This is a genomic window from Bradyrhizobium sp. CCGUVB23, assembly GCF_024199885.1.
GTDB lineage: Bacteria > Pseudomonadota > Alphaproteobacteria > Rhizobiales > Xanthobacteraceae > Bradyrhizobium.
In genome coordinates this window covers 9490232-9516642 of record NZ_JANADQ010000001.1, presented here as the reverse complement: position 1 = coordinate 9516642, position 26411 = coordinate 9490232, and the positions used below count along the sequence as shown (strand labels likewise).

The window sequence follows — 26411 nt, the reverse complement described above, 5'->3', positions numbered from 1 at the left end:
GCGATCAGACGGAGTTGCAGACGCGGGCTCGGCAGCTCTTGGCGTATTGAAGAAGTCCACGAAGTGACGATCCAAGATTGATGCAGTGCGTCGGCTTTTAGCAACTAATGCTATGCAGTTCGTGTAGTCCGGTTCGGCATTCCACCGGCCGCAATGATCTCCGCGCTCAACACTTCGATCGTCGTGCGATGCCGCATCGCGGTCTGTCGAATAAGCGAAAAGGCGTCCGTCTCCGACAAGCCGTGACCGCGCATGATCTGCAGAACGGCGGCGAACACAATACGCCGGGATCGAATGCGGTCTTCCAGTTTCTCGATGTGGATGGCTTCGTCAACCCTTCGCTGCGCTGAATCGAACGCAACCACTAGCGCGGTGTAAAGTCCAGCCGAACGCAGCGGTTTGATGAGAAAAGAGGCCGGCCGCAAATCGAGCAACCACTTCAGTCGGCTGGGCGTTTCCGTTCCAATCAGCGCGATGATCGGTACGTTGCCTTTCCACAAGGTGGCCTGATCGGACTTGATGGGAATGCTGTCCGCATCCATCAGGATGACATCAACGGCCCGGTTCGCCGGTGGCGGCTCGGCCGGATCGTGCTCCGAAATCGCCATACCGAGGCGGCTAAGTTGGCGGCGCACGATAGAAATCTCGCGCTCATCTCTCATCACCATGAGAGCGCGACGGCCGCCAACAGAGAAGGGCGATGGCTTGGTCATTTCACGACACGCAGATGGGCGGAGCGCTTCGTCATCGTATCATTGCTCTTTTCCAGCCTCGTGCCAATCGTCGTGAGGTCAAGGTTCGAGAGATAAGGATCGGGACGCTCGGGGGCATCCGCCTCCCAGAAGATATTGAACCGACATCCAGGCGCGGAGCGTGCCAACCGTGGTGTGAGGAAGCAGTGGTTATTATCGGGATCGACCCAAACCGGTCCCTGCGGGGAATCGTAGCGATGATTTGCCGCAGCGCGCCGCACGGCGCTGACGTCCGCGGATCCCGCTCGGCGGATGGCGCGGGCGAGCAGCATGACGCAAACGTAAGTCGATTGTCCGTCGACGGAAAGGCTGCTGTCCGCGCCGTGGCGTGCCTTCCACCGCGCCACAAAGCTGCGATTTTCCGCTCCCTCGATGCTCTCGAAATATGCAGATGACGTGACACATCCTACAGAAGCCGCCGATCCGATCAGCTTAAGTTCGGGCTCACAAAGGCTGCAGCTCAGCATCGGGATCGAGAGAGCAGCACGCGCCGCCGCAACGTGGAGCGCGCGCATGAAGGCGTAGCTGGACTCACCAACCAGCGTATTGAAGACGACCGGCGGTTTCCGGTCGATGACTTCCCTGACGATGTGGTCCACGGCCGTCTCGCCGAGTTCCAGCAGGCGTTCGGCAAGGATACGGCCTCCTGCGCTGCTTACGATTTCGCGAATGACGCGGTTCATTTCCCAGGTCCAGATGTAGTTCGACCCGATGCAGAATACGTCCGTCGAGATGTGGTCCAGCATATGGCGGACTAGAGGCACGACGTGCTGGTTGGGCGCGGCACCGACGTAGATGACGTTGTCACTGCTTTCGAACCCTTCATAGCGCGCTGGATGCCAGAGCAGCCGTTCGGTCCGTTCGACGATCGGAATAACCTGCTTGCGTGAGGCCGAGGTGTAGCACCCGACGATATGGCTAACCTGATCTTCGCGAATGAGGTCGGCGCATGCGGTGTGATAGCCGGCGACCACCCCGCCGGGATCGCGCAAGCGAGGCGTGAATGTGAAATCGAACTCGGCGCTTTGATTGATTTCGTCGACCGCCATCAACGCGCTCTTGCGCATCTCGCCGGCCATCATGGCGTAAGGTCCCGATTGGGAAAATACGAGGCCGAGAGGGATGGACGACTTGGTCATGAAGAAGCTGGGCCCTGTGCGGCAACAATCTTCTCGCGAGAAAGTAGGCTTTGCTTCCTTGTATCGTCAATCCGCACTGCGCGTCATTCGTACTGTCAGCATAAAAAAGACGCTAGCCTCGCATTGACAAGGTCGGCAACGCTAATACACAATATCGCGGTACGTGAATGCGTGCATGACGAAAATGTTTTCGCGCGGCCGATGACGTCTGAGTGAAGACTTCCGAGTTTCGTTCTGCAACGCAACCTACGCGACCATCGATAGCAGCGGCATTGATGCCATTCGGGGCCTTTTGGGCCGCGGATGGCTTTTTTCGTTTTGTCTGGCAAACACGCGAAATAGGCCAAGGGTGGAGCATGGCGGTTCGCCTTCCGACGCTGGAGCAGATCGACGATCTAGGGTCCAACTTTGGTCTCGTCCTTACTGCTGACGAGATTGCTGCGTTTCAGCAGGCCTTCAAGGGGCCGTTGGCTTCCTACGGCCGGCTGGACGAGTTGGTGCCGCCAGCGCTGGCGCCGATCGCGCCACGTTCGCCGGGTTATCGGCCCACGGCATCCGAAAATCCCTTCGGGGCCTGGTACTGGAAGACGAATATCCGCACCGGCGCAGAGGGGTTGTTGAGCGGCAAAACGATCGCGATCAAGGATAACATCTGCGTCGCCGGCGTGCCGATGATGAATGGTTCGGCGCTGCTCGAAGGTTATGTTCCCGAAATCGACGCCACCGTCGTGACGCGGATTCTCGACGCCGGTGGCACCATCGCAGGCAAGGCTGCGTGCGAGGATCTCTGCTTTTCAGGCGCAAGCCATACCTGCGCCGGCGGCGTGATCCGCAACCCGCACAATCCGGCTCACAGCGCTGGCGGCTCGTCCGGCGGGAGCGCCGCGCTGGTGGCATCGGGTGAAGTACCGATGGCGCTCGGCGGCGACCAGGGTGGCTCGATCAGAACGCCATCAAGCTGGTGCGGCGTTTATGGCCTGAAGCCGACCTGGGGCCTAGTGCCGACCACGGGCTCGATGCCGATCAGCTACTCGGTTGATCATTGCGGTCCCATGTGCGCTTCGGTCGAAGACGTTGCGCGGCTGCTGACGGCTATCGCCGGTCATGACGGTTGGGATACCCGAACCATTGCCGCGCGCACTGGAGACTATATGGCGGCGCTCGGCGATCCGGCGAGAGGACTGAGCATCGGCGTCCTGCACGAGGGGTTTGGCCATTCCGAGAGCGATCCCGCGGTCAATGAGAAGGTGCGGCAAACCATTGCGGCGCTGGATAAAGCGGGAGTCGAAAGCGAGGAGGTCTCGATCGCCTGGCATCTCGACGGACCGCATGTCTGGAGCGGCGTCATCCTGGAAGGCGCCGCCGAGATGATGCTGAAGGGTTTTGGCGTCGGTAACAACGTCCAAGGCTACTACCCGCTCTCGATGCAGGAGGCGCTTGCGCGGGGCATGGGGACGCGGATCAACGACGTATCGCCGACGGTGAAACTGGTGCTGATGCTCGGCGAATACATGCACCGGCATTATCACGGGCGCTATCATTCCAAGGCGCAGAACCTGCGGGTGCTGCTGCGGCGGGCCTACGACGACGCGCTGAAAAAGTTCGACGCGCTTGTTATGCCGACCATTCCCTTCACTGCAACGCCGATTCCGCCGCCCGATGCGCCGCTGAACACCGTGATCGACGTCGCCCTCAATATGCAGGCGAATACCTGTTCGTTCGATGTTTCGGGACATCCCGCTTTCACCGTGCCATGCGGCCGCGTCGATGGTTTGCCGGTAGGCCTGATGCTGGTCGGGCGTCACTTCGAGGAAGCGACGCTGATACGGTTGGCGCGGGCGATCGAAACCGCCGTAGACTGGAAATCAAATTGAACGAGCCAAATCCGACGCTGGCATGCGTTTTGTCGTGCCGATTGCTTTCGAGGTTATCGCGATGACCGACGACACCTGGCTGAGCACATCGATCATGGCAAAGCGCGGCCTCGCCAAGGGGCAGGCCGGCAAGCACCACGAACTCACGATCGAGAAGCAGGGCACTTTCCACTACGTCTACGGTCCCTACACAAAACCCGTTCTCACCGTCGACCCCGGCGATGTCGTCGCCGTCGAGACCGAGGATGCCTTTGGCGGCGTCATCACCAGCGAGAAGGACAGCCCGACCGCGAAGCTGCGGTTTCCCTTCCTCAACCCGCAATGCGGCCCGATTGCCGTCAACGGCATCGAGAAGGGTGATTGCCTCGCTGTGCACATTCATGCCGTGGAGACCCGTGGCGCGCAGCCGGCCGGCAAGACCTGCATCATTCCGGAATTCGGCGGCTTGGTCGGAACGGCGTCGACCGCGTTACTCAATCCGCCGTTACCCGAACGGGTCAGGGTGATGCATGTCGACAAGGGCGGAGTGCGCTGGAGCGACAAGATCACGCTGCCTTACCAGCCGTTCATCGGTACCATCGGGATCTCGCCCGAGATCGAGGCGATTTCGTCGCTGCAGCCCGATTATCACGGCGGCAATATGGACCTGCCGGATGTTGCGCCGGGCGCGATCCTTTATTTCCCCGTGCATGTCAAAGGCGGGTTTCTGTATGTCGGCGATTGCCATGCCGTCCAGGGCGACGGCGAATTGTCGGGCGTTGCGATCGAACAGCGCGCCACCGTGACGATGCAGATCGACGTCATCAAGGGCTGGAGCTTTGCCTGGCCGCGGCTCGAGACCAGGGAGTTTCTGATGACGATAGGCAGCGCCCGGCCGCTGGAAGATGCGGCGCGCATCGCCTATCGCGAACTGGTCCGCTGGATGGGCGCGGAGTACGGCTTCGACGAGATCGATGCCTACATGCTGCTCAGCCAGGCTGGACGAATCCGGCTCGGCAACATGGTTGACCCAAAATACACGATGGGCGCGTCAATTCTGAAAAAATACCTGACTTCATGAAGCATCGGCAACCGCGAGGAGGACTAGCGCTATGAGGGTGAATCGCAGAACGTTCTTGCAGAGTACCGCTGCGATCGCTGCCGCGGGGATGTTTTCCTCCAGCGCATGGGCGGAAGATCCGATCAACGTCGCCAGCATTCACGATCTCTCCGGCGGCCTCGACATCTACGGCAAGCCGATGGTCGACGCGTTGACGCTTGCGATCGAGGAAGCCAACGCGGCGGGCGGCCTCTTGGGCCGGCAGGTCAAGCTGATCAACTATGACACACAGTCGAACATGCAACTCTACACCCAGTTCGCGCAGCAGGCGGCCCTGAAGGACAAGGTCGCGGTCGTCCATGGCGGTATCACCTCGGCGTCGCGCGAAGTGATCCGGCCGGTGCTCGACAAGTTCAAGACGCTGTATTTCTACAATACGCAGTATGAAGGCGGTGTCTGCGACCGCAACCAGTTCGACACCGGCGTGACCCCGGCGCAGACGGTGGAAAAGCTGGTGCCTCATGCCATGAAGAAATGGGGCAAGAAGGTCTACGTCGTCGCGGCCGACTACAATTACGGGCAGATCACATCGCAATGGGTGAAAAAATACGTCACCGAAAATGGCGGCGAGGTGTCCTCGATTGACTTTTTCCCGCTCGACGTCACCAATTTCGGTCCGACCATCTCCAAAATCCAGGCGGCCAAGCCGGATTTCGTCTGGTCGGCACTGGTCGGTGGCGCGCACATCTCGTTCTACCGCCAATGGGCGGCCGCGGGCATGCGCAAGAGCATTCCGATGGCATCGACTACGTTTGCGGTCGGCAACGAGCACATCGTGCTGTCGCCCGATGAATGCAACGGCATGCTGATCTGCTACAACTATTTCCAGGACCTGAAGAACCCCGTCAACGAGAGTTTCGTGGCGAGTTTCCACAAGCGCTTCGGCACCGACTATCCGAACATCACCGAACTCGCGATGGGTACCTATCAGGGGTTCCGGCTGTGGGCGGAAGCGGTCAAGAAGGCCGGCAGCGTCGATCGGATGAAGGTCATCGAAGCCCTGGAGACCGGGATCAGCATCGATGCGCCTTCCGGCAAGGTCACCATCGATCCGCCGACGCACCATTGCGTGCTCGACGTGCACATCGCCGAAGTCGCCGACAAGAAGCTCAAGGTGCTGGAAGATTTTGCCCAGCAGAAGCCCGCCGATACCGCAGCTGTCTGCGACCTCATCAAGAACCCGACCGACAACCAGCAATACGTGATCAAGATTTGAGACCGGACCGGCCCTCAATTCTGTTTCGGAAAGGTGAACGTGGATCTCGCTGTTCTTCTGGCAATCCAGGTCCTGTATGCGATAGCCAGCCTGGCGCTAATCAGCGTCGGGCTGGCGATCATCTTCGGCATGATGCGCGTCATCAATCTCGCGCATGGCGAATTCCTGATGCTCGGCGGATATGCGGCAATCGTCGCCACCAGCCACGGCATCAGCATCTGGATCGCGATGCTGGTGGTGGCACCGATCGTGGTCGGCCTCATCGGCGTCGTCGTCGAGCGGACCATTATCCGTTTTCTCTATGGTCGCATGATCGACACCATGCTGGCTACCTGGGGTCTCAGCCTGTTCCTGGTCGGGCTGACCACGGCGATCTTCGGCAATACCACTGTCGGCATCTCAGCGCCGCTCGGCAGCTTCCAGATCGGCGCCTACCGCACCAGCGCCTACACGCTGTTCGTGATCACCGTCGCGGCCGTAGTGCTGGCTGTGATCTTCGTCGTGATGCGCTGGACGCGGCTTGGCCTGATCGCCCGCGGCACGATGCAAAACGCCAACATGGCCTCGGCGCTTGGTGTCAATCCGCCCCGCGTTTACGCCATCACCTTCGGTCTCGGCGCGGCGCTGTCGGGACTTGCCGGCGCCGTGCTGGCGCCGGTCTCCGGTGTATTCCCTACCATCGGCGTTGCCTATGTCGCCAAATCCTTCATCACGGTGATCGGCGGCGGCGCCGCGATCCTCAGCGGCACGGTGTCGGCGTCGGCGCTGTTCGGCAGCATCAACCAGATCGCGACCTTCGTCACCACGCCGGTTTTCGGTGAAGTCGCGTTGCTCGCGGCCGCGATCATTCTGATCCGCCTGCTGCCGCAAGGCATCACCGGCCGCTTCTTCCGGAGAGGCCTGTGAACGCCCGCGCGCTCAATCTGATCGGCCTTGGCCTCGTCGGCGTGATCGGCATTGCGTTCCTGGTGCTGGTACCGCGTTTCTTCGAACTCGACGTCGTGCTCGAGTTCACGGTCTACATGATCATGGCGATACTGGCGCTGAGCCTCGCTCTGATCTGGGGTTATGGCGGCATACTTTGTTTCGGCCAATCCGCGTTCTTCGGGCTGGGCGCGTATACCTATGCGATCGCGATGTTCAACATCGGCGAGAGCACGGTCCCGCTGCTGCTTGCCGTCATCGTGCCGGCCGCGTTCGCGGCGCTGCTCGGCTATTTCATGTTCTACGGGCGCATCAGCGACGTCTATCTCGGCGTCATTACGCTGACCGTGACGCTGATCCTGTTCAATTCCATTAACTCGACTGCGGGACCGGAATTCCATATCGGCTCGGCACGACTCGGCGGCTTCAACGGCATTCCCGGGATCCCGCCGTTGAATGTGCCCGGCAACAAGCGTGCGCCGATTGATCTCGAAGGCATGTTCTATCTGGCGACCGCCGCATTGCTCGCGACCTATTTCGGATTGCGCCTGCTGCTGGCGAGCCGGTTCGGCCGCATCATCGTCGGCATCCGGGAAAACGAACGGCGTGCTGAACTGCTTGGCTATGATCCGCGCGCCTACAAGCTCGCGACATTCACCATTGGTGGTGCGCTGGCCGGATTTGCCGGGTGCCTGTTCGCCAATTGGGGCAACTTCGTCAGTCCCACGATCTTCGGTCTCGCCCAATCCGCGCAGATCATCATCTGGGTTATCGTCGGCGGGCGCGGCACGCTGATCGGGCCGATCGTCGGGTGCATCGGCATTCAATGGCTCACGACCGCGCTCGGCGCCAACCAGCCCAGCGGCGGTTCGGACTGGTGGGCCAAGATCTTTGCCAACGCGCCCTTGATCTTCGGCATTATCCTGATTGCGTTCGTGCTGCTGGTGCCCAAAGGACTGGTGCCGACGCTCGGCGATATCGGCCAATCGCTACTCGCGTCGCGTGGCAAAGAGGCGAAGCGGCTACAGCCTAAGCGGGCGGAGGAGGGCTGATGGCCGCGCCGCTGCTTCAGACCCAGGATCTCAGCATGCATTTCGGCGGCGTTCGCGCCGTGCTGCACGTCAATTTCTCGCTGGCCGAAGGCGAACTGCACTGCCTGATCGGCCCCAACGGCGCAGGCAAGAGCACGTTCTTCAAGATGCTGACCGGGCAACTGGAGCCGACCCATGGCCGGGTGCTGTTCCGCGGCCAAGACATTTCGCACGCGCACGCCCACGACATCGCCCGGCTCGGCATCGGCATCAAGACCCAGGTGCCGAGCGTCTTCGATGGCCTTTCGGTCCGTGAAAATATCTGGCTTGCGGCAAACCGCCTTCATTCCCGCGATGAGGCGAGGCGCGTCGTCGACGAGATGCTGGCGAGGGTCGGCCTGACGGAAGCCGCCGAACGCCTGGTCGGCCAACTGGCCCATGGGCAGCGGCAATGGGTCGAACTTGGGCTGGTGCTGGCGACCGATCCCAAATTGATCCTGCTCGACGAGCCCGCCGCCGGCATGACCCACGAGGAGGTCAACAAGACGGCCGAATTGGTACGCGAGATCAACCGCACCAAGGCGCTGATCGTCGTCGAGCACGACATGCAGTTCATCCGCATGATCGCCAAGCAGGTCACGGTATTCAATCAGGGCAGCGTGTTAGTCGAAGACACCGTTGAGAACATCATGCGCAATCCGCAGGTGCGCGACATCTATCTGGGCAAACAGGCGGCCGCATGATGCTCGATGTACAGGGACTGCGAACAGGATATGGCCGGATTCCGATCCTCAATGGGGTAAGCTTCTCCGTCAATGAGGGCGAATTCATCGGCATTCTCGGTCACAATGGCATGGGCAAGACCACGCTGCTCAAGGCGCTGATGGGGTTTTTGCCGGCGACCAGCGGTCGCGTGATGTTCGGCCATGACGACGTCACGGCGATCGAACCCTATCGGCGCGCGCGGCTCGGTCTCGGCTACGTGCCGCAGGGCCGGGAGATCTTCCCCGGGCTCACCGTCTACGAGAATCTGCGCATGGGTTGCAATACGCAGGACCGCGCGGAAGAAGACATCATCGCGAGCGTACTGGAGGAATTTCCCCGCCTGAATTCGTTGCTCGATCGCCCCGGCGGCGCGCTGTCGGGCGGCGAGCAGCAATTGCTGGCGATCGCGCGCTGCCTTTGCGGCGACCCGCGGCTAATCCTGCTCGACGAGCCGACGGAAGGCATTCAGCCCTCGATCATCGACGAGATCGTCGAAACACTGCAGCGGCTGCGGGCCAGAAGCGGGCTCACCATGATCTTAGTCGAGCAGAATCTGGACTTCATTGCTGCGCTGTCGCAGCGCATCCTGATTATCCAGAAGGGCGCGATTACCCGGGAAGTGGAGCCAGGCGAACTCGGCGACGCAAGCCTCGTCGGAGAATTTGTCGGTATCGCAACGTAAGCCCGCTGCATGCGGGCATGATCAGAGGGAGAATCAAGCCATGGCAGTCAGGAGACCCACACTCGATCAGCTGCGCAGCGTCGCCGAGGACCTTGGCATGCACATGGGTGATGCAGAGCTCAAATCCTACGATGCGTTAATGCAGGCGAATTACGCGGCCTACGATGCGGTCGATGCCATGCCGGACTATGTGCCGGTGGTGAAGTATCCGCGCACGCCTGGCTATCGCCCCGAGGGCGAAGAAAACAAATTCAACGCCTGGTACATCAAGACCGAGATCAAGGGTGCCCCGAACGGCAAGCTCGCTGGCAAGAAGATCGCGCTCAAGGACAACATCTCACTCGCCGGCGTTCCGATGATGAACGGCGCATCGACGCTGGAAGGCTACATCCCCGATACTGATGCCACCATCGTTACCCGTATGCTCGACGCCGGCGGCACTATCGTGGGCAAGGTGCATTGCGAATATTTCTGCTTCTCCGGCGGTAGCCACACCTGTGCGGCCGGTCCCGTGCACAATCCGCACAAGATGGGATACTCCGCCGGTGGTTCGTCCTCAGGCAGCGCGGTGGTGGTGGCGACCGGTGAGGCGGATATGGCAATCGGCGGCGATCAGGGCGGCTCGATCCGCATTCCGGCCGCCTTCAGCGGCATTTACGGCATGAAGGCTACCTATGGCCTCGTACCTTATACGGGCGTGATGCCGATCGAACTCACGATCGATCACACCGGCCCGATGACGAACAACGTGCGCGACAACGCGCTGCTCCTGGAGGTGCTGGCAGGGGCCGACGGACTTGATCCTAGGCAGGGCGCACTCAAGGTCGGAAAGTACAGCGACGAGATAGACGGCGGCGTCAGGGGATTCCGTGTTGGCATCGTGAGGGAAGGATTTGGGCATCCAAGTTCGGAGCCAGACGTCGACGCCAAGGTTAAGGCGGCCGCCGAGTTGTTTCGCAAGCTCGGCGCTACCGTCGAGGAAGTCTCGGTCCCGATGCACCTCGTTGCACCGGCGATCTGGCTACCGATCGCCGCCGAAGGCGCCACCGAGTTCATGATGAAGGGCAACGGCATGGGGACAAACTGGCGCGGTCTCTACAACACCACGCTGCTTGACGCCCACTCCGCCTGGAAGCATCGCGCCGACGAATTGTCCGACAGCCTCAAGATCACGATGCTGCTCGGTCAATATTTCACCAAACACTACCGCGGCCACTTTTATGCCAAGGCCCAGAATTTGAACCGCAAGCTGCGCGCATCCTATGACGAGGCTTTGGCCAAATACGATCTGTTGCTGATGCCGACCCTGCCGATGAAGGCGACGCCGCTGCCGCCGGCGGACGCGCCACGCGAACTTTATATCCAACGTGCGTTTGAAATGGTTCCCAATACTGCGCCGTTCAACGCCACCGGACATCCAGCGATGAGTCTTCCCTGCGGCATGAGCAACGGTCTGCCGGTCGGTCTGATGTTGATCGGCAAGTATTTTGACGAGCCGACGATCTATCGCGCCGCCGCGGCGTTCGAAGGTGCCGGCGACTGGAAGAAGATGTGACCGGATCGAGGCGGGCTGCCGACATGCGAGCAGGCCGTCACACCAGCAACGGAGGCGACCATGGATCTTGGATTAAAGGGAAAGAGCGTGCTCGTAACCGGTGGCAGCAAGGGCATTGGGCTGGCGATCGCCGAGCTATTTGCGGCCGAAGGCGCCAACGTCGCGATCTGCGCACGCAATGCTGACGAAGTTGGCAACGTCGTGAAGAGCCTCTCGACGAAAGGTGGCAAGTCGTGGGGCAGAGCGGTTGATGTCGCCGACCCGGATGCGCTGAAGGGCTGGATCGAAGGGGCCGCCGCCGAACTCGGCGGCATCGATACCATCGTCTGCAACGTCAGCGCGCTGGCGGTTGGCGATACGCCCGAGACCTGGGAGAAATCGTTCCGCACCGACATGATGCATACCGTCAATTCGGTCGCGGCCGCGCGGCCTTATCTGGAAAAGTCGAAATCGGCGTCGATCATCATCGTGTCCAGCGTGTCGGGCTTCGAGGTCGACTTTGCCGCCGGTTCGTATGGCGCCTTCAAGGCGGCCTTGATCCACTACGCCAAGGGTCTAAGCAATCAGCTGATCGCCAAGGGAATTCGCGTCAACGCCGTGTCGCCAGGCAACACATACTTCGAAGGTGGTATCTGGCAGAATATCGAGCGCGGCATGCCTGATCTTTACAAGACAGCGATGTCGCTCAATCCGACCGGGCGTATGGGCACGCCGCAGGAAGTCGCCGCCGGCGTGGTGTTTTTGGCGAGCCCGGTCGCAAGCCGCATCTCTGGCACCAACCTCATCGTCGATGGTGCACTCACAAAGGCTGTCTAGCGAGCTGTCGACTGGGGTCTCATTGCAGCTCGCTTGGCGGAAGACGTGGTGCTGGCGCTCGCTCAAGGTTTCCGCGACGGCAGTTTCAACGCATGATGCTTTCTGACGCTTGATTGTCGATGGGACCTGCTTTGAGACTATTGGCTGGAATTAGCTCAAATTGGCCCGTGATGGATTGGAGCGAGAGTTCAAGTTTTTCAATTGGTTAGAGAGCGGCATGTGCACGATGTGTGCACCGGGAGATCAAGAAAAATCTATAGAGGGCAGTGGGCGGCCTCGAAAGATCTGACTTCCGCAGAACTCCCACGCCTGAACCTCGCAAGGGCAGGGCACTCGCCTGCGATTCACGTGCTGATCTTGTTCGTCACGAGGTTGTGCTCTTCGCTCGACTTGCAAGGAGGGGACCCAATTGCAGGCGCGGCAGTTTTCGGCGCAAAGCGGACGTGCGGCCGGACCAGGGCGTCAGAAGAGCCATAGCCCGAGCTCCGTGGGCAGAACCTGTTCGATTACTCAGCCCGCTTCAGCTATTACCATCACGGGAGAGGGTTCGAATCCGAGTTCCGATAAACCATCAAGAAGGCATCGGTTCGCCTTCAAGATGGGTGAAGTGGATATCGAAGGCTTTGTTGGTAATGAAGAGAAAAGTCACATCGTCCGTTTCCGTCGCGCCATGCGATTGCACCATCCCCTCCGGAAACCAGACGAACGTGCCGGGACCATATTCGCCAGCATGCGTACGGAGCACTCCATCGAGAACGTAGATTCCGTGTGAGCAACTGTGCCAGTGCGATATGGTCGTGTAACCGGCGGGGTATTTGATCTTCCAGATCGCCACACCTGTCTTTTCATCGACCTTGCAAGTCTTGAGCGGGAGCTTGCCGTTGATCTCCGGGACGTCCAGAATGTCCCAGGCGATCTTGTTGGTATGGAGCGCGAAGTAACCATCGTTCATTGCAGGTCCCCTGTTAGACGTGGGTTGGGGTTGCGAGGAGACGGCTGGTCTCCTCGCCATTCATCTTGTCCGTGACTGTTGACGACCGGTATTCGCGCAAGCGGGGCTACACGGCTACTCTCGCTGCATATTGCGAGACCTCGCGCCGGCCGGCTTGATGCGTGTCGGCGTGCGATTCGCTCGATCGCTCTTTGATGTGATCTGCAACAAACTCTGCATCTCGCCCGATGCCAACAAACCGGCCCGAGCCCCAGGTGTAGAGCCACGGCAATCCAATCACATAGGCGCCGTCGATCGACGTGATGCCTCGCTTGTGGGTTGGATAACCGGTGCCATCGAACATCGGCAGGTCGACCCAGGACCAGTCGGACCGGAAGCCGGTCGTCCAGATGATGCTGGTGATGCCGCTCGCTGCGAGATCGAGCTCCGTCGGTGCCGCAGTGGGAGACCACACCGGTTCATAGTGAAGCGTCACAGGCGCCGCGATTCCATTCTTTGCGATGTGCTCGTCTATCAGTCGGCAGATGCCATTATAGACCCGATCGGCATTGTCGAGATTGGTCTGAAGATCATCGCCAAGCTGCAATCTGGTTCCGCGGCCATCCCTGAGGCGGCCGTAGAGCTTCATGCCTTCGAGGGCGAACTTGCGCAGGTCGACGTCGCGGCCGCCGTCCCGGCCGGTCAGGTAGTGGTTGGCGTTCCTGCCAACACCTTCCTTGAGCGAGTGCTGCTCGACCGGCAGGTCATACTGGCCGAGATCGTCGAGCCAGTCGACCGCGTCCCGGCCCCGATAGAAGCGCGGGCACCGCGGCGCGCTGCCGACGGCGAGATGCACCTTGCGGCCTGCCAGATGCAGATCTTCGGCGATCTGACAGCCCGACTGTCCGCTGCCCACCACCAGGATCTCGCCGGGCGGCAACTGATCCGGATTGCGGTAGGCCGAGGAGTGGATCTGGGTGATCGCGGAATCGAGCCGCTCCGCAAACGGCGGTACTTTCGGGACGTGATAGCCGCTGACGGCCAGCACGACGCGATCCGCGGCGATCTCGCCGGCTGTCGTCTCGAGCATGAAGCCGCGACCGGATTGCCTGAGACGCGTGACGGCGACACCTTCGCGAACCGGCGCACAGGTGTGCCTGGCAAAATCCTCGATATAGGAGACGATCTCGTCGCGCAGCATGAAGCCGTGCGGGTCCTTGCCGGCATAGGGAAAGCCTGGAAGCTGGCACTGCCAGTTCGGCGTGACCAGGCAGAACGCGTCCCAGCGCTGCGTCTTCCAGGAATGGGCGATGGTGTTCTTTTCCAGCACGACATGCCCGATGCCATGCTTCTTGAGCTGCGCGCTCATCGCAAGGCCGGCCTGGCCGCCGCCGATCACGACGACCGGATAGTGGGTGTGGAGATCAGACATGATCAGCTCCTGCTATTCTTCAAACGAGACGATGGTGACGGATGCGCTAGGCGTGGCCTCGAATTGGGCTGCCGTTGCTTCGATCCGGGCGAGCTGCCCGAGCGCGCGCGAGCAGAGAAATCCGTATTTTTCGCGAACACGCTCGGCCGCGATGGTCAGCGCGGTGCGGCTCCGTTCGCGGAATTCGGTGAGCGAATAGGTCGCGCCGGCGACGAAATGATCCTTGATGACGAGCGAGGGCGAATAGCAAGCCTCGATCCGCTCATCGGGCCAGCGCACGTTGAAGTGCATCTCAGGCATAGTGCACCTCGCGCGTGTCCTGATAGGTCGCCATGTGAGCCTTGGCGGTGCGACTCCAGTCATGACGCCGGGCAACCCTGGCACCATTCGCGATCAGGCGCGAACGCAGCGGTTCGGCAAGCGCGCCGAGGACGGCATCCGCGATCGAGCCCGCGTGATGCGGATCGCACCAAGCAACATCGCCGGGGCCGAGATATTCCGTGAAAGGTGCGATGTGCGACACCACCGCCGGCACGCCGCTGGCCATCGCTTCCAGCACGGCAAGGCCAAAGCCTTCGCGCAAGGACGGGAACACCAGTGCATCGGCCAGGCGATAAAGCGACGGCATTTCGGCATCCACCAGCGGACCGGTCTCGATCACCGCATCAGCTGGCAGTCCGGCATCCCGGAGCCGTGACTTGAACTGCTGCCTGTAGAGGTCGTGGTCGAGGAGCGAAGCACCGCCAGCGATGACGAGCTGCGCGGACCGGTGCATGGCGTGCACCTGCCGGAAGGCATCGAGAATGCCGAGTGTATTCTTGCGCTGCTCGACGCCGCCGATCGAGAGCAGGATCGGGCCTGTGCGAAGGCCGAGCCGGGCGCGCAGCACCTGGTCGGAGGGTGTCGAGACGGCCGAATAGCGCGCCGTATCGACGCCATTGCCGACCAGCGCCGCCGCGCGGGACATCTCCACCTTCAGTTGCTCCTGCCAGAACCGGCTGACGACGAACAGGCCGTCGGCATGGACGATCGCGCGACGGTCGAGCTCGCAGAGCCGCTCGTCCCTGAATGCATCGATGTGATGAACGGTACGGACATAGCGCTGAATCAGGCCGCGCTGCTTCAGCGTCGCAAGTGCATTGCCGGAAATTCCGTCCTGGGCGTGGAAGACGTCGTACTGCCGATGCGCCAGATTCTCGAAATGCCTGACATAGTCGGCAATGCGCGTTTCGACCATCGCAACGACGTCGCCCGAGGCGAGCGATGCAGGCACCGAGCGCGTCGAGGCAACGGTGCGGCGGAAGAAGCCTTTGCCTGCAGGGTCGGGCGCATGCACGACCGGCCTATGGCCGAGGCGCGCCAGAGCGTCCGCAAGCCCGAGCGCGTGGACCACGCCCCCCCGTGGATTGGTCGAGTGCGTGAGGATCGCGATGCGAAGCCGGGACGAACCACCGCTCATGCCACGCTCCGTTGCGGGCTGCTCTGGCGAGGCGCACAGCCGATCAGCGGCTGCTCCGAAAAATCCCAGACCGTTGCGCGGCCAGAAGCTGTGCGAATGTCGACGGTCGCTCCAGTGGCAACCTCCCCGATGTCCGCTGCCGCGATGCCGCGCCGCTGAAAGCGCGAAAGGGTCTCATCGACGTATTCGGGCTTCACCGACAGGAGATAGCCGAAGCTCGGGAACGTAAGCAGCCAGCGTTCGAGCGGTGCACCGGCGGGAATCGGAATCGCATCGACATCCAGCGTGATGGCAACCTGCGAGCACTCGGCGAGCATCGCGGCAGTCCCGACGACACCGCCCTGGCTGATGTCCTTGGCGGCGAGCGCAAGCCCGTCCTCGGCGATGGATGGCAGGATCTCCAGATCGCCCCGCAATCGTTCCGCCGGCGCGTCGGTGGCGGCCTCCCAGTTCGCGAACGGCTCGCGGTAGCGGCCGCGCAGATCGATCGCCGCGATGAGCTTGTCGCCGGGCCTGGCGTCGAAGCTGGTGAGAAGCCGCCTGGCGCGGCCGAGGATCGCGACGGCAAACTGGCTTTGGCTGCTTCGAACGTTGGTATGCCCACCGATGACAGGCACACCGAAGGTCTTTGCGGCGGCCTTCAATCCTTCGAGAATGGGCGCGGCGTTGTCCGCACCATTGGACCAGATCGCATTGACGATGGCGGTCGGCCGCCCACCCATCGCGGCGACGTCGGAGATGTTGACCATGGCGCCGCACCAGCCGGCAAACCAGGGGTCGGCGGCGACGAATTCGTTCATGAAGCCTTCGATGGCGAACAGAGTATAGCCGTCGCCATCCGGGATCGCCGCGCAATCATCGCCCACCGAGATGGCGTCGCTGCCCGACAGGTCGAGCGCGGCCGCAACAGCCGCGATGTCGGCCTTGGCGGCGATGCCGCGGCTTTGGCGGAGCCTTTCAGCGAGGCTTGTGAGTGCGGCGTCCGTCAGCATGATCAGGCCGCCAGCTTTGCGAGCGACAGGAAGCCGGTTTCGGGCGTCCGGAACGGCGGGTAGTGATCAAGGTCGGCCTCCATGCGATGGTGCGGCCGGCCATGAAGCTCGAATTCACCGAGCGAGCGCCAATGCATGTGCTGGAACAGGAGAGCATTCTGGCTCTGCACGTTGGCGAGGAAGCGGCGGCAGCCGCGCGCATGGGCGGAGGAGACGGCAAGCCGGATCAGGCCTGCGCCAACGGCGCTGAGCCGGCGATAGCTCTTTTCAACGGCAAGGCGAGAGCCCCACCAGACATCCGCCTCGTGCTCATCGGCGTGAATGCGCACGGTGCCGACGACATTGTCCTCGACCACGCCAAGCAGTGACACTGCCACGAGCGGAATGGCGACGTCGTCGACTGGGTCGCGATCATCGCCCGCGAACACGTGCTGCTCCTCGCAGAAGACCTTGCGCCGCAAAGCGGTTGCGGCAGCTCGTTCCCACGCTTCGGTTGCGAATTTGACCTGGAATTCGGGCGCGACGAACGGTTTGAACGGCTCGAACATCATGCGCTTGCTCCGCGCTCATAGGTGGAGAGGGCCGAGCAGGCGCCGCATTTGCCGCAGCCTGCCTTGATGTCGGTTGCGCGCAAGCCGCCAGCGCGAAGCATGTCGGCGAGCGGACGCAGGATCTCGTGCATGAACGCCGGAGACGGCGTCGGATGGCTCTCCAGCGGCGTGCCGGCGATCGGCACGAACGGCACGACGAAGGGATAGACGCCGATATCGATGAGCCGGCGGGATATCGAGAGAATCTCGGAAGGCTCATCGCCAAGCCCGGCAAGGATGTAGGTCGAGACCTGGCCACCGCCGAAGACGGGGACGGCAGCAGAGAAAGCGTCCATATAGGCCTCGATCGACACCTGCGCCTTGCCCGGCATGATCCTTTGGCGCACGGCGGGCCCGATGACTTCCAGATGCATGCCGAGTGCGTCGACGCCTGCCTCCTTCATGCGCAGGAACCAGGCGAAATCATCCGGCGGTTCGCATTGCGCCTGGATCGGCAGGTCGATGGCGGCTTTGACGGCCTGCGCACTCTCCGCAAGGATGCTGGCGCCGCGGTCGGACGTATGCGGCGTGCCCGTCGTCATCACCATGTGGCGCACGCCGTCAAGCTCGGCAGCCGCCTTGGCGACTTCGGCAAGCTGCGCCGGCGTCTTGCGCTCGACCGTACGTCCCGCCGCGAGCGACTGCCCGATGGCGCAGAACTGGCAGGTCTTGGTGCGGCTCTGGTAGCGAATGCAGGTCTGGAGCACGGTGGTTGCGAGGACGTCGCGCCCGTGCAGGGTGGCAATCTTCCAATAGGGAACGCCGTCCCCGGTCGTGCGGTCGTAGAATTTGGGCCGCAGCGGGAACGAGACGTCGGCGAGCACGACGCCATCGCGCGAGATGCGGCTGCGCCCAACCTCGTCCGGCCGCTCGACGAGATAGGGACTCTCGAAGGCCGGCGCATTGTGGACCGGAATCATCACGGTCGCGCCGTCGATCGTGAATGGCGTGTGATCCGACGGCCCAGCACCGCCGCGGCGGCCTGTCGCCCCGGTCTTGGGATCAGCGAGCCGAACCCCGAAGGACTGCAACTCGTTGATCAGTTGCTCGGTCGGCATCGCCTTGAATTGCGGCATCTGCGGTCTCATCTGATTGGTCTCCCGGAATGGGCATGAGGCGGTTCGGGTGAAAGCCGTGTATGGGGCGCGCGGGTCGGTCGTTCAGCACCAGCGAAAGCAGCTCCGGCCGGGCGTAGTGGCCGACCGAGTCCATCATCCGCTTGCGCTTGGTGATCAGTGCGAGGTCGAGATCGGCGACGAGGATTCCCTCGCCGCTGGTCAAGGGCGGCACCAAATGGTTGCCTTCCGGCGATACGATCGCGGTCATGCAGCCGCCGCGCAGGCCTTTGCGCAGGCCTTCCTCGGGCGAGATCTTGGCAATCTGCTCCTCGGTCAGCCAGCCGGTGGCGTTGACGACGAAGCAACCGCTTTCCAGCGCATGATGCCGGATCGTCACCTCGATCTGGTCGGCAAAGATCTGTCCGACCAGCGATCCCGGAAACTGGGCCGCATGGATTTCTTCATGCTGGGCCATCAACGCGTAGCGGGCGAGCGGGTTGTAGTGCTCCCAGCAGGCCAGCGCGCCGACCCGGCCGACCGCGGTCTCCACCACCTTCAAACCGGCGCCATCACCCTGGCCCCAGATCATGCGCTCGTGGAATGTCGGTGTGATCTTGCGGCGCTTCAGCACAAGCGCGCCGTTGGCGTCGAACACGAGCTGTGTGTTGTAGAGCGAACCGTGATCGCGCTCGTTGACGCCGAGCACGATCACCATGCCGTGACGCTTGGCCGCCTGCCCGACCGCATCCGTAATGGGACCGGGCACGACGACGGCGTTGTTGTAGAGCTCGATATGCTCGGCGCCGCTCAGCACCGGCGGACGGACAAAGGAGAAATACGGGTACCAGGGAACGAACGTCTCCGGAAAAACGGCGAACTGGACTCCCTTGCCGGCCGCCTCCACGATGGCCGCCAGAATCCGGTCGACCGTTCCGGTCGGCGTGTCCAGATCCGGCGCGATCTGAATCGCGCCGGCTCTGATCGTGGGCTTCGCTGTCACTGTGCTCCTCCCTCGTCCATCGCGCGAGCCAACCGAGGTCAGACGGTCCAGGTGTGGATCATGAACGCGTCGTCCCGGCGGTGAAGCAGGATGAGATCGAGCACATCGAGCGGATTGATCGGCCGGATTCCGGGAATGAGCGACGGCTCGCCATGGCCGTAGAGCGCTTGCAGCGCGAACCGGCATGCATAGACCTTGCCGCCTTCATCCATGAATTTTGCGAGCTGGTTGTTGAAGTTCTGCGCGCCGGGGAACGCTTCGTCGCCGATCTTCGGGAAGCCGCGCTGAATGCCGAGCGTGACGCCGGGCCCGTAAAGCAGGACCGACGTCTCAAAACCCTTCCGCTTGAGGCGCAGTGCCTGAAGAATGTTGACGAGGCCGATGGAGCCCTCGAACGCGACGGTGTGGAAGGTGACCAGCGCCTTCTCACCCGGCTTTGCTTTGACGTCCTCGAAAACCTTCTCTTCATAGTCGACAAGAAAGTCGCCCTTCTGACGCGCGGGCATGTTCACTGCTGGCATAGACACCTCCTGTTCACGTCCGGGCCTCCCGGATCGAGATCAGTTTTGCAATCAACGTGCCAAGCGGTGTTCTGCACTACAAATCATCACAACATACAATTTGCATTCAATTATGCAGTCACTGTTGACTGGAGACCTGACTGGATTTGAATATGCTTGCGCTATGTTTGAAAAATCCTGCCTGAAAATGCTGAGCAGCGCGCTCGATCGTTGTGCAACCCGCTCAGACAGGCCGCCTCTCCAGGGCACCGATGAAGTGCGATGCGATTGCGTTTATGCTTGCAACAATATACAGTCAATTCTGCTGACGTTATCTCCCGGGACTGAGCAATGGCCGACTGGCGACCCGACCTATCGAACAGCGACAAGCCTCGCTATCTCGCAATCGCAGACGCAATCGCTGACGATATCGCCGCCGGACGACTTGTGATCGGCGATCGCTTGCCGCCGCAACGGAAACTGGCCAAGCGTCTCGATGTCGATTTCACGACCGTTGCGCGCGGCTATGTCGAGGCCCAGAAGCGCGGGCTGATCGAATCGAAGGTCGGTCAGGGCACCTTCGTTCGCGACAAGCCGCGTCCGCGGCGCGCGGCGGCGAGCTTCCCGCCCCGTCCCGTCGACCTGTCGATGAATCTGCCGCCCGAGCCTGACGATCCCGAACTGATCGAGCGCATGCAGGCCGGCGCGGAACATGTGCTGCGCGACATCGTATCGCTGCTGCGCTACCAGGGTTTTGGCGGCTCGCAGGCCGACAAGGATGCCGCATCGAGCTGGCTCGGACGCCGTGCGCTGGTGCCGGCACAGAGCCGCATCTTCGTTTCGCCGGGCGCGCATCCGGCGCTGCTCGGCATCCTCTCGATCCTGGCGAAAGCGGGCGAGGTGGTGTTGTGCGAGGCCATCACGTATCCAGGAATCCGATCCATCGCCGCGCAGCTCGGCATTGCCCTTGTGGGCCTGCCGATGGATCCTGATGGCATCGATCCGGAGGCGCTGACCAACGCCTGCAAGAAGCTCAAGCCCAAGGCCATCTACCTCAATCCGACGCTCCAGAACCCCACGACCCTGACGATTCCGGACCCGCGACGACGCGAGATCGTCGCGATCGCGCGGCGGTTCAAGTTGCCGATCATCGAAGATGACGCCTACGGCTTCATTCCCGAGCACGGTCACGGCCACGCGCCCTTTGCGGCGATCGCGCCCGATCTGACATGGCATGTCGCGGGACTGGCAAAATGCATCGGAGCGGGCTTGCGAGCCGCGTACGTCGTCGTGCCCGATACGCGCTCGGCCTGGCCGTTTGCTTCTGCGCTGAGATCAGCGACGGTGATGGCATCGCCGCTCACCGTGGCGATCGCCACGCGCTGGATCGAGGACGGCACTGCGGACACGATGTTGCGGTTCATCCGCGCCGAGACCTCGGCGCGACAGAAGCTCGCCGCCGAAATCCTGCCCAAGGGGTCCTATCGTGGCGATCCCCTGAGCTTCAACCTGTGGGTTGCGCTGCCCGAACCATGGAACCGGTCGGCTTTCGTGGAGCATATGCGGCAGACCGGCATCGGTGTCGTCGCAAGCGATGCCTTTGTCGTGAGTGATCCGCCACCAGAAGCAGTGAGAATCTGCATCGGCGGTCCTTCGACGCGAACGCAGATTAGAGGTGCGCTCGAGTACACGGCTCACGCGCTCGTCGAAACGCCGGCTCTGGCGTCGTCGTTTCTTTGAATTGTTTCGGCGAACGGCGCCCGATCTAGTCCCAGACTCCGGCGTGCCGATAAGTACCTTACCGAGCCGCCGAAGTCAGCTGGGGCCACTAAGAAGGTGAGCAACAGGCGAAAAGCGACTTCACGCGAACGGCAGCTTCTGACGCAAAGCGGAACACTGTTGATCAACCTGGGGAGCAGTTTGGCGACTTCGGCTCATACCCGTTCAGGGTCGCTGTTGTGCGCAAGGCAGACGCCACTTGATTGAGATGCTTTTCACTGGCTGTAGTTTGCTCAAATTGGCCCATGATGGATTGGAGCGAGAGTTTAGGGTTTTCAACTGGTTAGGATGCCTCGTGTGCGCGACGCGTGCACCGGGAGATCAAGAAAAATCTTGCGACAGCCAAGGAGGAGCACTTTCTGAAGCGGACGGGGCGGCCTTCAGTGGTGCAGGTGCAACGCAGGATTTCGAGAGTTACGGCAGACTGTGCGAGGCTGACGAGCAACCTCAGTTCTCGAAGATGAAAATTGTCACTCAATCGCCACGTAATCGCGTGGGCGTGCTGATCCACCCGAGATCAAACCGCTCCTAGGTTGTGGGTTGGTCGCGTTCCCCGCGACCAACGAGTATAGCGGGCGGATGCTCCTGTGCTCCCATCAGCGGCAGTTGTTGATAGGGTCGGTCGTATGTGCGCTGCCACACATGAGGCACCGCAAGCTGTCAATTCGTCGGCCCGTCGCCGCGAATGGCGAACGTCGTAGCCTTCAGCTTAGTCATACCGAACTTGTCGAACAGCTTATCGTATGTGCCGTCGGCACGGATCGCGGTGAGCGCATCTGCGGCGGCCTGGGCGAGTTGCTTGTCGCGGAAGGCGAAAGTGATGTCGGTGCCGGCGATGTCGCGGACCCAGATCTTGGCGATGCCCTTCTGTTCGAGTGAGTTCGCGGTCTCGTTGATGTTGAGCGCGGCCTCGAGCTGCCCGGCGCGCAGCGCCGCCGAGGTAGCGGTGACGGTGGTGAAGGTGCGCAGCTCGATCGGCTTGAGGCCCTTGGCCTCCATCGCCGTGCTGAACTCGCGCGCCTTGCGCTCGGTGTAGGTCGCCGATTCCACGCCCACCACGCGGCCGGCGAGATCCTCGAATTTTTCGAGCTTCAGGCTGGAGGAGGGATCGGTGTAGATGCTGATGGCCTGCTGAGCGTAGGGCACGAGATAGAGCATCTTCGAGCGCTCCTCGGTCCAGAACAGGCCGGTATTGATGGCATCGAAGCGGCCGGAGCGCAGCGCCGGGATCATCGGTGGGAAATCCATGCGCAGGAACACCGCCTCGACGCAGATGCGCTTGGCGATCTCGCGGGCGAGCTCGACATTGAGCCCCTGCAACTCGCCCTTGTCGTCGACGAACTGCTGCGGCGGCAGCGTCGGGTTGATCGACATCTGCCATTTCGGAGCTTCGATCAGGCTCGATGCCGGCACCTTCGGCGTGCAGGTCTGTGCGCCGGCCGCCTGGGTCAGGCCGACCAGAAGGGCGAGGGCGGAGAAGGTTTTTGGAAATCGCATCTGAATACTCCTGTCAAATCATGGGTGGCAGAGGAGCCGTTCTCCGGTCCGGATTCTTCTTCATTGTTCGCGTCATCCGGCGGCCGCCGCATCGCGATCGGCCTGCCGGGTCAGGATCAGCGAAATGTGGCGGGCGGCCGTCACGACCTCGTCGCGCTGGTTGAGGAGATCGAGCGTCTCGATGACGATGCCGCGTCCGGGATTCTTGGTCGGCCGCTTCTCGACGAAGCGGAAGCGGACGCGCAAGGCGTCACCGGCGACGATGGGCCCCTTGAACTTCACGTCCTCCCAGCCGAGCGAGGCGACCGAGGTCTCCTCGTAGAGTTTCAACTCCGACTTCAGCCCCTCCATCAGCGACAGGCCGAACAGCCCGTGGCCAATCACGGCGGGAAAGCCGCGCGACTTGGCATAGGCGGCATCGACATGAAGCGGGTGATGATCGCGCGTGACATCGGCAAAGACTGCGATGTCGGCCGCCGTCACCACGTGTGCAGCGGTCTCGAACTCCGCGCCGAGCGCGATGTCCTCATAGCGGAGATTGACGGGAACGCTCGTGGTCATGCGGATCCCTCAGGCGACTTTGCGGGGCCGCGCCGGCAGGGCTCTAAAGCTCTGCGCGATCCCCATCGGCCCGGAGCGGAAGATGCGCGGGTCCATGTCTTTCAGTTGTGGGCTGATGCGTGGCCTGAAACCCATATGGACGAGAATGTCCGCTTCTAGCCGAACGCCCGGCGCGATCTCGGTCAGCGTCACGCCGCCGTTCTCGAGTTCGAATACCGCGCGCTCGGTAACGTAGCTGACGTGCTGGCCGCGCTGCGCGGCGAGCGAGGCGCTGAAGCTGACCTGGCCGACTTGCGGAACGAATTTGCGGAAGGCGCCGTCGCGCCGGATCGCGAGGCGGCCGTTCTCGACGCCGATGTCGAACTTGCCGCCGGTCATGGTGCCGCTGAAGATCAGCCGCTTGGCGTTCTGGGTGATGTCGATGAAGCCGCCGGAGCCGTCGCGGCGCTCGCCGAAACGGGTGACGTTGACGTTGCCGGCTTCGTCCACCTCCGCGAAGGAGAGGAAGGCGCAGGAGAGGCCGCCGCCGTCGTAGAAGTCGAACTGGTAGGCCTGGTCGAGAATGACGCGCGGATTGATGGCGGTGCCGAATTCGCGGGCGTGGCCGGGCACGCCGCCGACCACGCCGGACTCCACCGTTAGCGTGATCAGGTCGGAAATGCCTTCCTCGGCCGCGACATTGGGGATCATCGCGGAGATGCCCACGCCGAGATTGACGACGTCGCGCGGGCGCAATTCGAAGGCGGCGCGGCGGGCGATCACCCGGCGCTCGGTCAGCGGATCTGGCGTGATCATTGCCACCGGCACGCGCGTCTCGCCGCAGCGCGCGGGATCGTAAGTCGTGCCGTAGGTCTGCATCTGCCCGGGCTCGAGCACGACGTGGTCGATCAGGAAGCCCGGGATCTTCACCATCTGCGGATGGATCGAGCCGCGCTTCACGATGCGCTTGACCTGGCAGATCACGGTACCGCCGGCATTGTGCACGGCTTGCGCGATCGAGAGATCTTCCCGCGTCGTGCCCTCGTGCTCCATGCTGATATAGCCGTCCTCGTCGGCCGAGGTGCCGCGGATGATGGCGACGTCGGGCGGAGCGGGGACGCGATAGAGCAGCCAGGACTGGCCGTGCAACTCAAGCAGGTCCACCAGCGGCGCGGTGGTGCGTTTGTTCATGCGGCCGCCGTCCTGGCGCGGGTCCATGTAGGTGTTGAGGCCCACATGGGTGAGCACGCCGGGATGCCTTGCTGCCATGGCGCGGCAGAGTTGGCTCATCACGCCTTGCGGGAAATTATAGGCGTCGATCAGCTCGTCGCGGACGAGGCGCATGAACGGCACCTGGAGTCCGAAATTGCCGCCGATCACGCGCGCGATCAGGCCTTCATGGGCGAGATGGCAGAGGCCCTTCTCGGTCACGGCGCCGACGCCGGTGATGTTGATCAGCGTCAGATTGTGCGGGCCGTGGCCGCCGAGGAAGCGTTGCTCCAGCGCATCGAGGATGGCTTCGGCCGCGCCCGTGCCGCCATTGCCGCCGACGATCAGCGTGTCGGTGTCGCGAATGAGGCCGGCGGCTTGCTCCGCCGTGATGATGCTCAGCATGAGTGCGCGTCCCGCATCACGCGGCCTCCTTCTCGACCTGGCGGGCGATGATCAGCCGCTGGATCTGGTTGGTGCCCTCGTAGATCTGCGCGAGGCGGACGTCGCGGAAGATGCGCTCGATGCGGTACTCGCGCGAATAGCCGTTGCCGCCGTGGATCTGCAGCGCGTTGGAGACGTGCTTCATCGCCATGTCGGTGGTGAACAGCTTGGCCTGCGCCGCTTCCTTGGCGATCGCCTCGCCGGCATCGTGCAGGCGTGCGGCGTGGTGGATCAGGAGGCGCGCGGCTGCGATGTCGGTCGACATGTCCGCGAGCATGAATTGCACCGCCTGGAAGCCGATGATGGCCTGGCCGAACTGCTTGCGGTCCTTGGCATAGGCGGTGGCATCCTCGAACGCGGCCTGCGCCATGCCGAGCGCCATCGAGGCCATCATCAGTCGGCTGAAATTGAAATTGCTCATGGCCATCTTGAAGGCCTGGTTCTCCGGCCCCATCACGCTGTCGGCCGGCAGGCGCACGTCGGAGAACGTGATCTGGCAGTCGTCGAGGCCATGCATGCCGAGCAGCTCCTCGTTCTTGCCGCGGGCGATGCCGGGCAGGGCGCCGTCGACAAGAAGGCAGGAGATGGAACGGTGGCCCGCCTCGCTGCCGGTGCGCGCGAACACCATGATGCGGTCGGCGACGCCGCCGAGCGTCACCCAGGCCTTGGTGCCGTTGAGCCGCCAGCCATTGCCCTCGCGCACCGCATTTGTGCGGATGCTGGCGACGTCGGAGCCGTGGTCGGGCTCCGAGACCGCGGTGGCGGGAATGATGTCGCCGCTCAGGATCTTCGGGATCAATTCCTTGTGCGCGTCGGTGCCGTGATGGTCGAAGAACAGTACGGCCTCAACGGGGATCGCGAATGCGTTGGCGACCGCGCCGGAGCAGCGCGCCAGTTCTTCCATCGCGATGCAGGCCGCAACCGCATCGAGGCCGGCGCCGCCGGCGCCTTCGCGCAGGCAGATGCCGAACAGGCCGAGATCGGCCATGCCCTTGTAGAGCGTGCGGTCGAAACGGTCCTCGCGGTCGATCGCGGCGGCGCGCGGCAGGATCTCCGCTTCGGCGAAGCGGCGGGCGGTCTCGCGCAGGGCTTTCTGGTCTTGGCTGTAAAAGCGGTCCATGGCGTGC

General features: G+C 62.4%; 26 protein-coding genes. 11 read left to right on the top strand and 15 right to left on the bottom strand.

The features are described from left to right. Positions 1–110 precede the first annotated feature (110 nt). The gene (locus NLN62_RS44745; protein ID WP_027527108.1) at positions 111–713 is read right to left on the bottom strand and encodes an ANTAR domain-containing response regulator; all 603 of its coding nucleotides are present in this window, start codon (positions 711–713) and stop codon (positions 111–113) included. Further along, positions 710–1891, bottom strand: a complete 1182-nt coding sequence (locus NLN62_RS44740; RefSeq protein WP_256576078.1) for a transporter substrate-binding domain-containing protein — start codon at positions 1889–1891, stop codon at positions 710–712. The genes NLN62_RS44745 and NLN62_RS44740 overlap by 4 nt, the downstream gene beginning before the upstream one ends. Before the next feature lie 356 nt (positions 1892–2247). Here NLN62_RS44740 and NLN62_RS44735 point away from each other — a divergent pair, with 356 nt between their 5' ends. The 9 genes from NLN62_RS44735 (at position 2248) to NLN62_RS44695 (ending at position 11853) form a co-directional block, all read left to right on the top strand. After that, positions 2248–3765 carry an amidase gene (locus NLN62_RS44735; protein ID WP_027527106.1) on the top strand — a complete coding sequence of 506 codons (1518 nt, stop codon included), beginning with the start codon at positions 2248–2250 and terminating at the stop codon, positions 3763–3765. Between the two features lie 61 nt (positions 3766–3826). Then, the gene (locus tag NLN62_RS44730; RefSeq protein WP_027527105.1) at positions 3827–4825 is read left to right on the top strand and encodes an acetamidase/formamidase family protein; all 999 of its coding nucleotides are present in this window, start codon (positions 3827–3829) and stop codon (positions 4823–4825) included. A 31-nt stretch (positions 4826–4856) separates the two neighbouring features. Next, on the top strand, positions 4857–6080 hold the full coding sequence (locus NLN62_RS44725) for an ABC transporter substrate-binding protein (protein ID WP_027527104.1): 1224 nt from the start codon (positions 4857–4859) through the stop codon (positions 6078–6080). A gap of 39 nt (positions 6081–6119) precedes the next feature. Next, entirely contained in the window at positions 6120–6986 is an 867-nt protein-coding gene (locus NLN62_RS44720) for a branched-chain amino acid ABC transporter permease (RefSeq protein ID WP_027527103.1), read from the top strand. Then, on the top strand, positions 6983–8056 hold the full coding sequence (locus tag NLN62_RS44715; protein ID WP_051390128.1) for an urea ABC transporter: 1074 nt from the start codon (positions 6983–6985) through the stop codon (positions 8054–8056). Before NLN62_RS44720 ends, NLN62_RS44715 begins: the two co-directional genes overlap by 4 nt. Continuing rightward, on the top strand, positions 8056–8778 hold the full coding sequence (locus tag NLN62_RS44710) for an ATP-binding cassette domain-containing protein (protein ID WP_254112983.1): 723 nt from the start codon (positions 8056–8058) through the stop codon (positions 8776–8778). Before NLN62_RS44715 ends, NLN62_RS44710 begins: the two co-directional genes overlap by 1 nt. After that, positions 8775–9482, top strand: a complete 708-nt coding sequence (locus NLN62_RS44705; protein WP_156944762.1) for an ABC transporter ATP-binding protein — start codon at positions 8775–8777, stop codon at positions 9480–9482. Before NLN62_RS44710 ends, NLN62_RS44705 begins: the two co-directional genes overlap by 4 nt. Positions 9483–9522: 40 nt before the next feature. Continuing rightward, positions 9523–11037 (top strand): amidase, encoded by a 1515-nt coding sequence (locus NLN62_RS44700; protein WP_254112982.1) that lies wholly within the window; start codon positions 9523–9525, stop codon positions 11035–11037. A gap of 60 nt (positions 11038–11097) precedes the next feature. Beyond that, positions 11098–11853, top strand: coding sequence for an SDR family NAD(P)-dependent oxidoreductase (locus tag NLN62_RS44695; protein ID WP_254112981.1), 756 nt, complete (start codon positions 11098–11100; stop codon positions 11851–11853). A gap of 571 nt (positions 11854–12424) precedes the next feature. Here the strand turns inward: NLN62_RS44695 and NLN62_RS44690 are convergent. From NLN62_RS44690 to NLN62_RS44650, 9 genes are all read right to left on the bottom strand, one after another. Then, positions 12425–12805, bottom strand: coding sequence for a cupin domain-containing protein (locus NLN62_RS44690; protein WP_254112980.1), 381 nt, complete (start codon positions 12803–12805; stop codon positions 12425–12427). Between the two features lie 106 nt (positions 12806–12911). Beyond that, positions 12912–14216: an MSMEG_0569 family flavin-dependent oxidoreductase gene (locus tag NLN62_RS44685; protein ID WP_254112979.1), complete on the bottom strand. Its 1305-nt coding sequence runs from the start codon at positions 14214–14216 to the stop codon at positions 12912–12914. Between the two features lie 12 nt (positions 14217–14228). Continuing rightward, the gene (locus tag NLN62_RS44680) at positions 14229–14516 is read right to left on the bottom strand and encodes an MSMEG_0570 family nitrogen starvation response protein (protein ID WP_254112978.1); all 288 of its coding nucleotides are present in this window, start codon (positions 14514–14516) and stop codon (positions 14229–14231) included. After that, positions 14509–15675 (bottom strand): MSMEG_0565 family glycosyltransferase, encoded by a 1167-nt coding sequence (locus tag NLN62_RS44675; protein WP_254112977.1) that lies wholly within the window; start codon positions 15673–15675, stop codon positions 14509–14511. The genes NLN62_RS44680 and NLN62_RS44675 overlap by 8 nt, the downstream gene beginning before the upstream one ends. Then, positions 15672–16667: a sll0787 family AIR synthase-like protein gene (locus tag NLN62_RS44670; protein WP_027526569.1), complete on the bottom strand. Its 996-nt coding sequence runs from the start codon at positions 16665–16667 to the stop codon at positions 15672–15674. Before NLN62_RS44670 ends, NLN62_RS44675 begins: the two co-directional genes overlap by 4 nt. A 2-nt stretch (positions 16668–16669) precedes the next feature. Then, positions 16670–17218 carry an MSMEG_0567/Sll0786 family nitrogen starvation N-acetyltransferase gene (locus NLN62_RS44665; protein WP_254112976.1) on the bottom strand — a complete coding sequence of 183 codons (549 nt, stop codon included), beginning with the start codon at positions 17216–17218 and terminating at the stop codon, positions 16670–16672. After that, positions 17215–18345: an MSMEG_0568 family radical SAM protein gene (locus tag NLN62_RS44660; protein WP_371933087.1), complete on the bottom strand. Its 1131-nt coding sequence runs from the start codon at positions 18343–18345 to the stop codon at positions 17215–17217. Before NLN62_RS44660 ends, NLN62_RS44665 begins: the two co-directional genes overlap by 4 nt. Continuing rightward, positions 18260–19315, bottom strand: coding sequence for a Nit6803 family nitrilase (locus NLN62_RS44655; protein ID WP_254112975.1), 1056 nt, complete (start codon positions 19313–19315; stop codon positions 18260–18262). The genes NLN62_RS44660 and NLN62_RS44655 overlap by 86 nt, the downstream gene beginning before the upstream one ends. A gap of 38 nt (positions 19316–19353) precedes the next feature. Further along, positions 19354–19836: an MSMEG_0572/Sll0783 family nitrogen starvation response protein gene (locus NLN62_RS44650; protein ID WP_027526573.1), complete on the bottom strand. Its 483-nt coding sequence runs from the start codon at positions 19834–19836 to the stop codon at positions 19354–19356. A 330-nt stretch (positions 19837–20166) separates the two neighbouring features. Between NLN62_RS44650 and NLN62_RS44645 the strand changes: the two genes are divergently transcribed. Both NLN62_RS44645 and NLN62_RS44640 read left to right on the top strand, forming a co-directional pair. Then, on the top strand, positions 20167–21555 hold the full coding sequence (locus tag NLN62_RS44645; protein ID WP_027526574.1) for a PLP-dependent aminotransferase family protein: 1389 nt from the start codon (positions 20167–20169) through the stop codon (positions 21553–21555). Between the two features lie 238 nt (positions 21556–21793). Beyond that, on the top strand, positions 21794–22126 hold the full coding sequence (locus NLN62_RS44640) for a hypothetical protein (RefSeq protein ID WP_254112974.1): 333 nt from the start codon (positions 21794–21796) through the stop codon (positions 22124–22126). Between the two features lie 128 nt (positions 22127–22254). Here NLN62_RS44640 and NLN62_RS44635 read toward each other — a convergent pair whose 3' ends face one another. From NLN62_RS44635 to NLN62_RS44620, 4 genes are all read right to left on the bottom strand, one after another. Beyond that, on the bottom strand, positions 22255–23091 hold the full coding sequence (locus NLN62_RS44635; RefSeq protein ID WP_254112973.1) for a transporter substrate-binding domain-containing protein: 837 nt from the start codon (positions 23089–23091) through the stop codon (positions 22255–22257). Positions 23092–23163: 72 nt separating this feature from the next. Then, the gene (locus NLN62_RS44630; RefSeq protein WP_254112972.1) at positions 23164–23652 is read right to left on the bottom strand and encodes a MaoC family dehydratase; all 489 of its coding nucleotides are present in this window, start codon (positions 23650–23652) and stop codon (positions 23164–23166) included. Between the two features lie 9 nt (positions 23653–23661). Further along, positions 23662–25245, bottom strand: a complete 1584-nt coding sequence (locus NLN62_RS44625; RefSeq protein WP_254112971.1) for an acyl CoA:acetate/3-ketoacid CoA transferase — start codon at positions 25243–25245, stop codon at positions 23662–23664. 16 nt (positions 25246–25261) lie between these two features. Continuing rightward, a complete protein-coding gene (locus tag NLN62_RS44620; RefSeq protein ID WP_254112970.1) occupies positions 25262–26404 on the bottom strand; it encodes an acyl-CoA dehydrogenase family protein in 1143 nt (380 codons plus the stop codon). Positions 26405–26411: the final 7 nt, after the last annotated feature.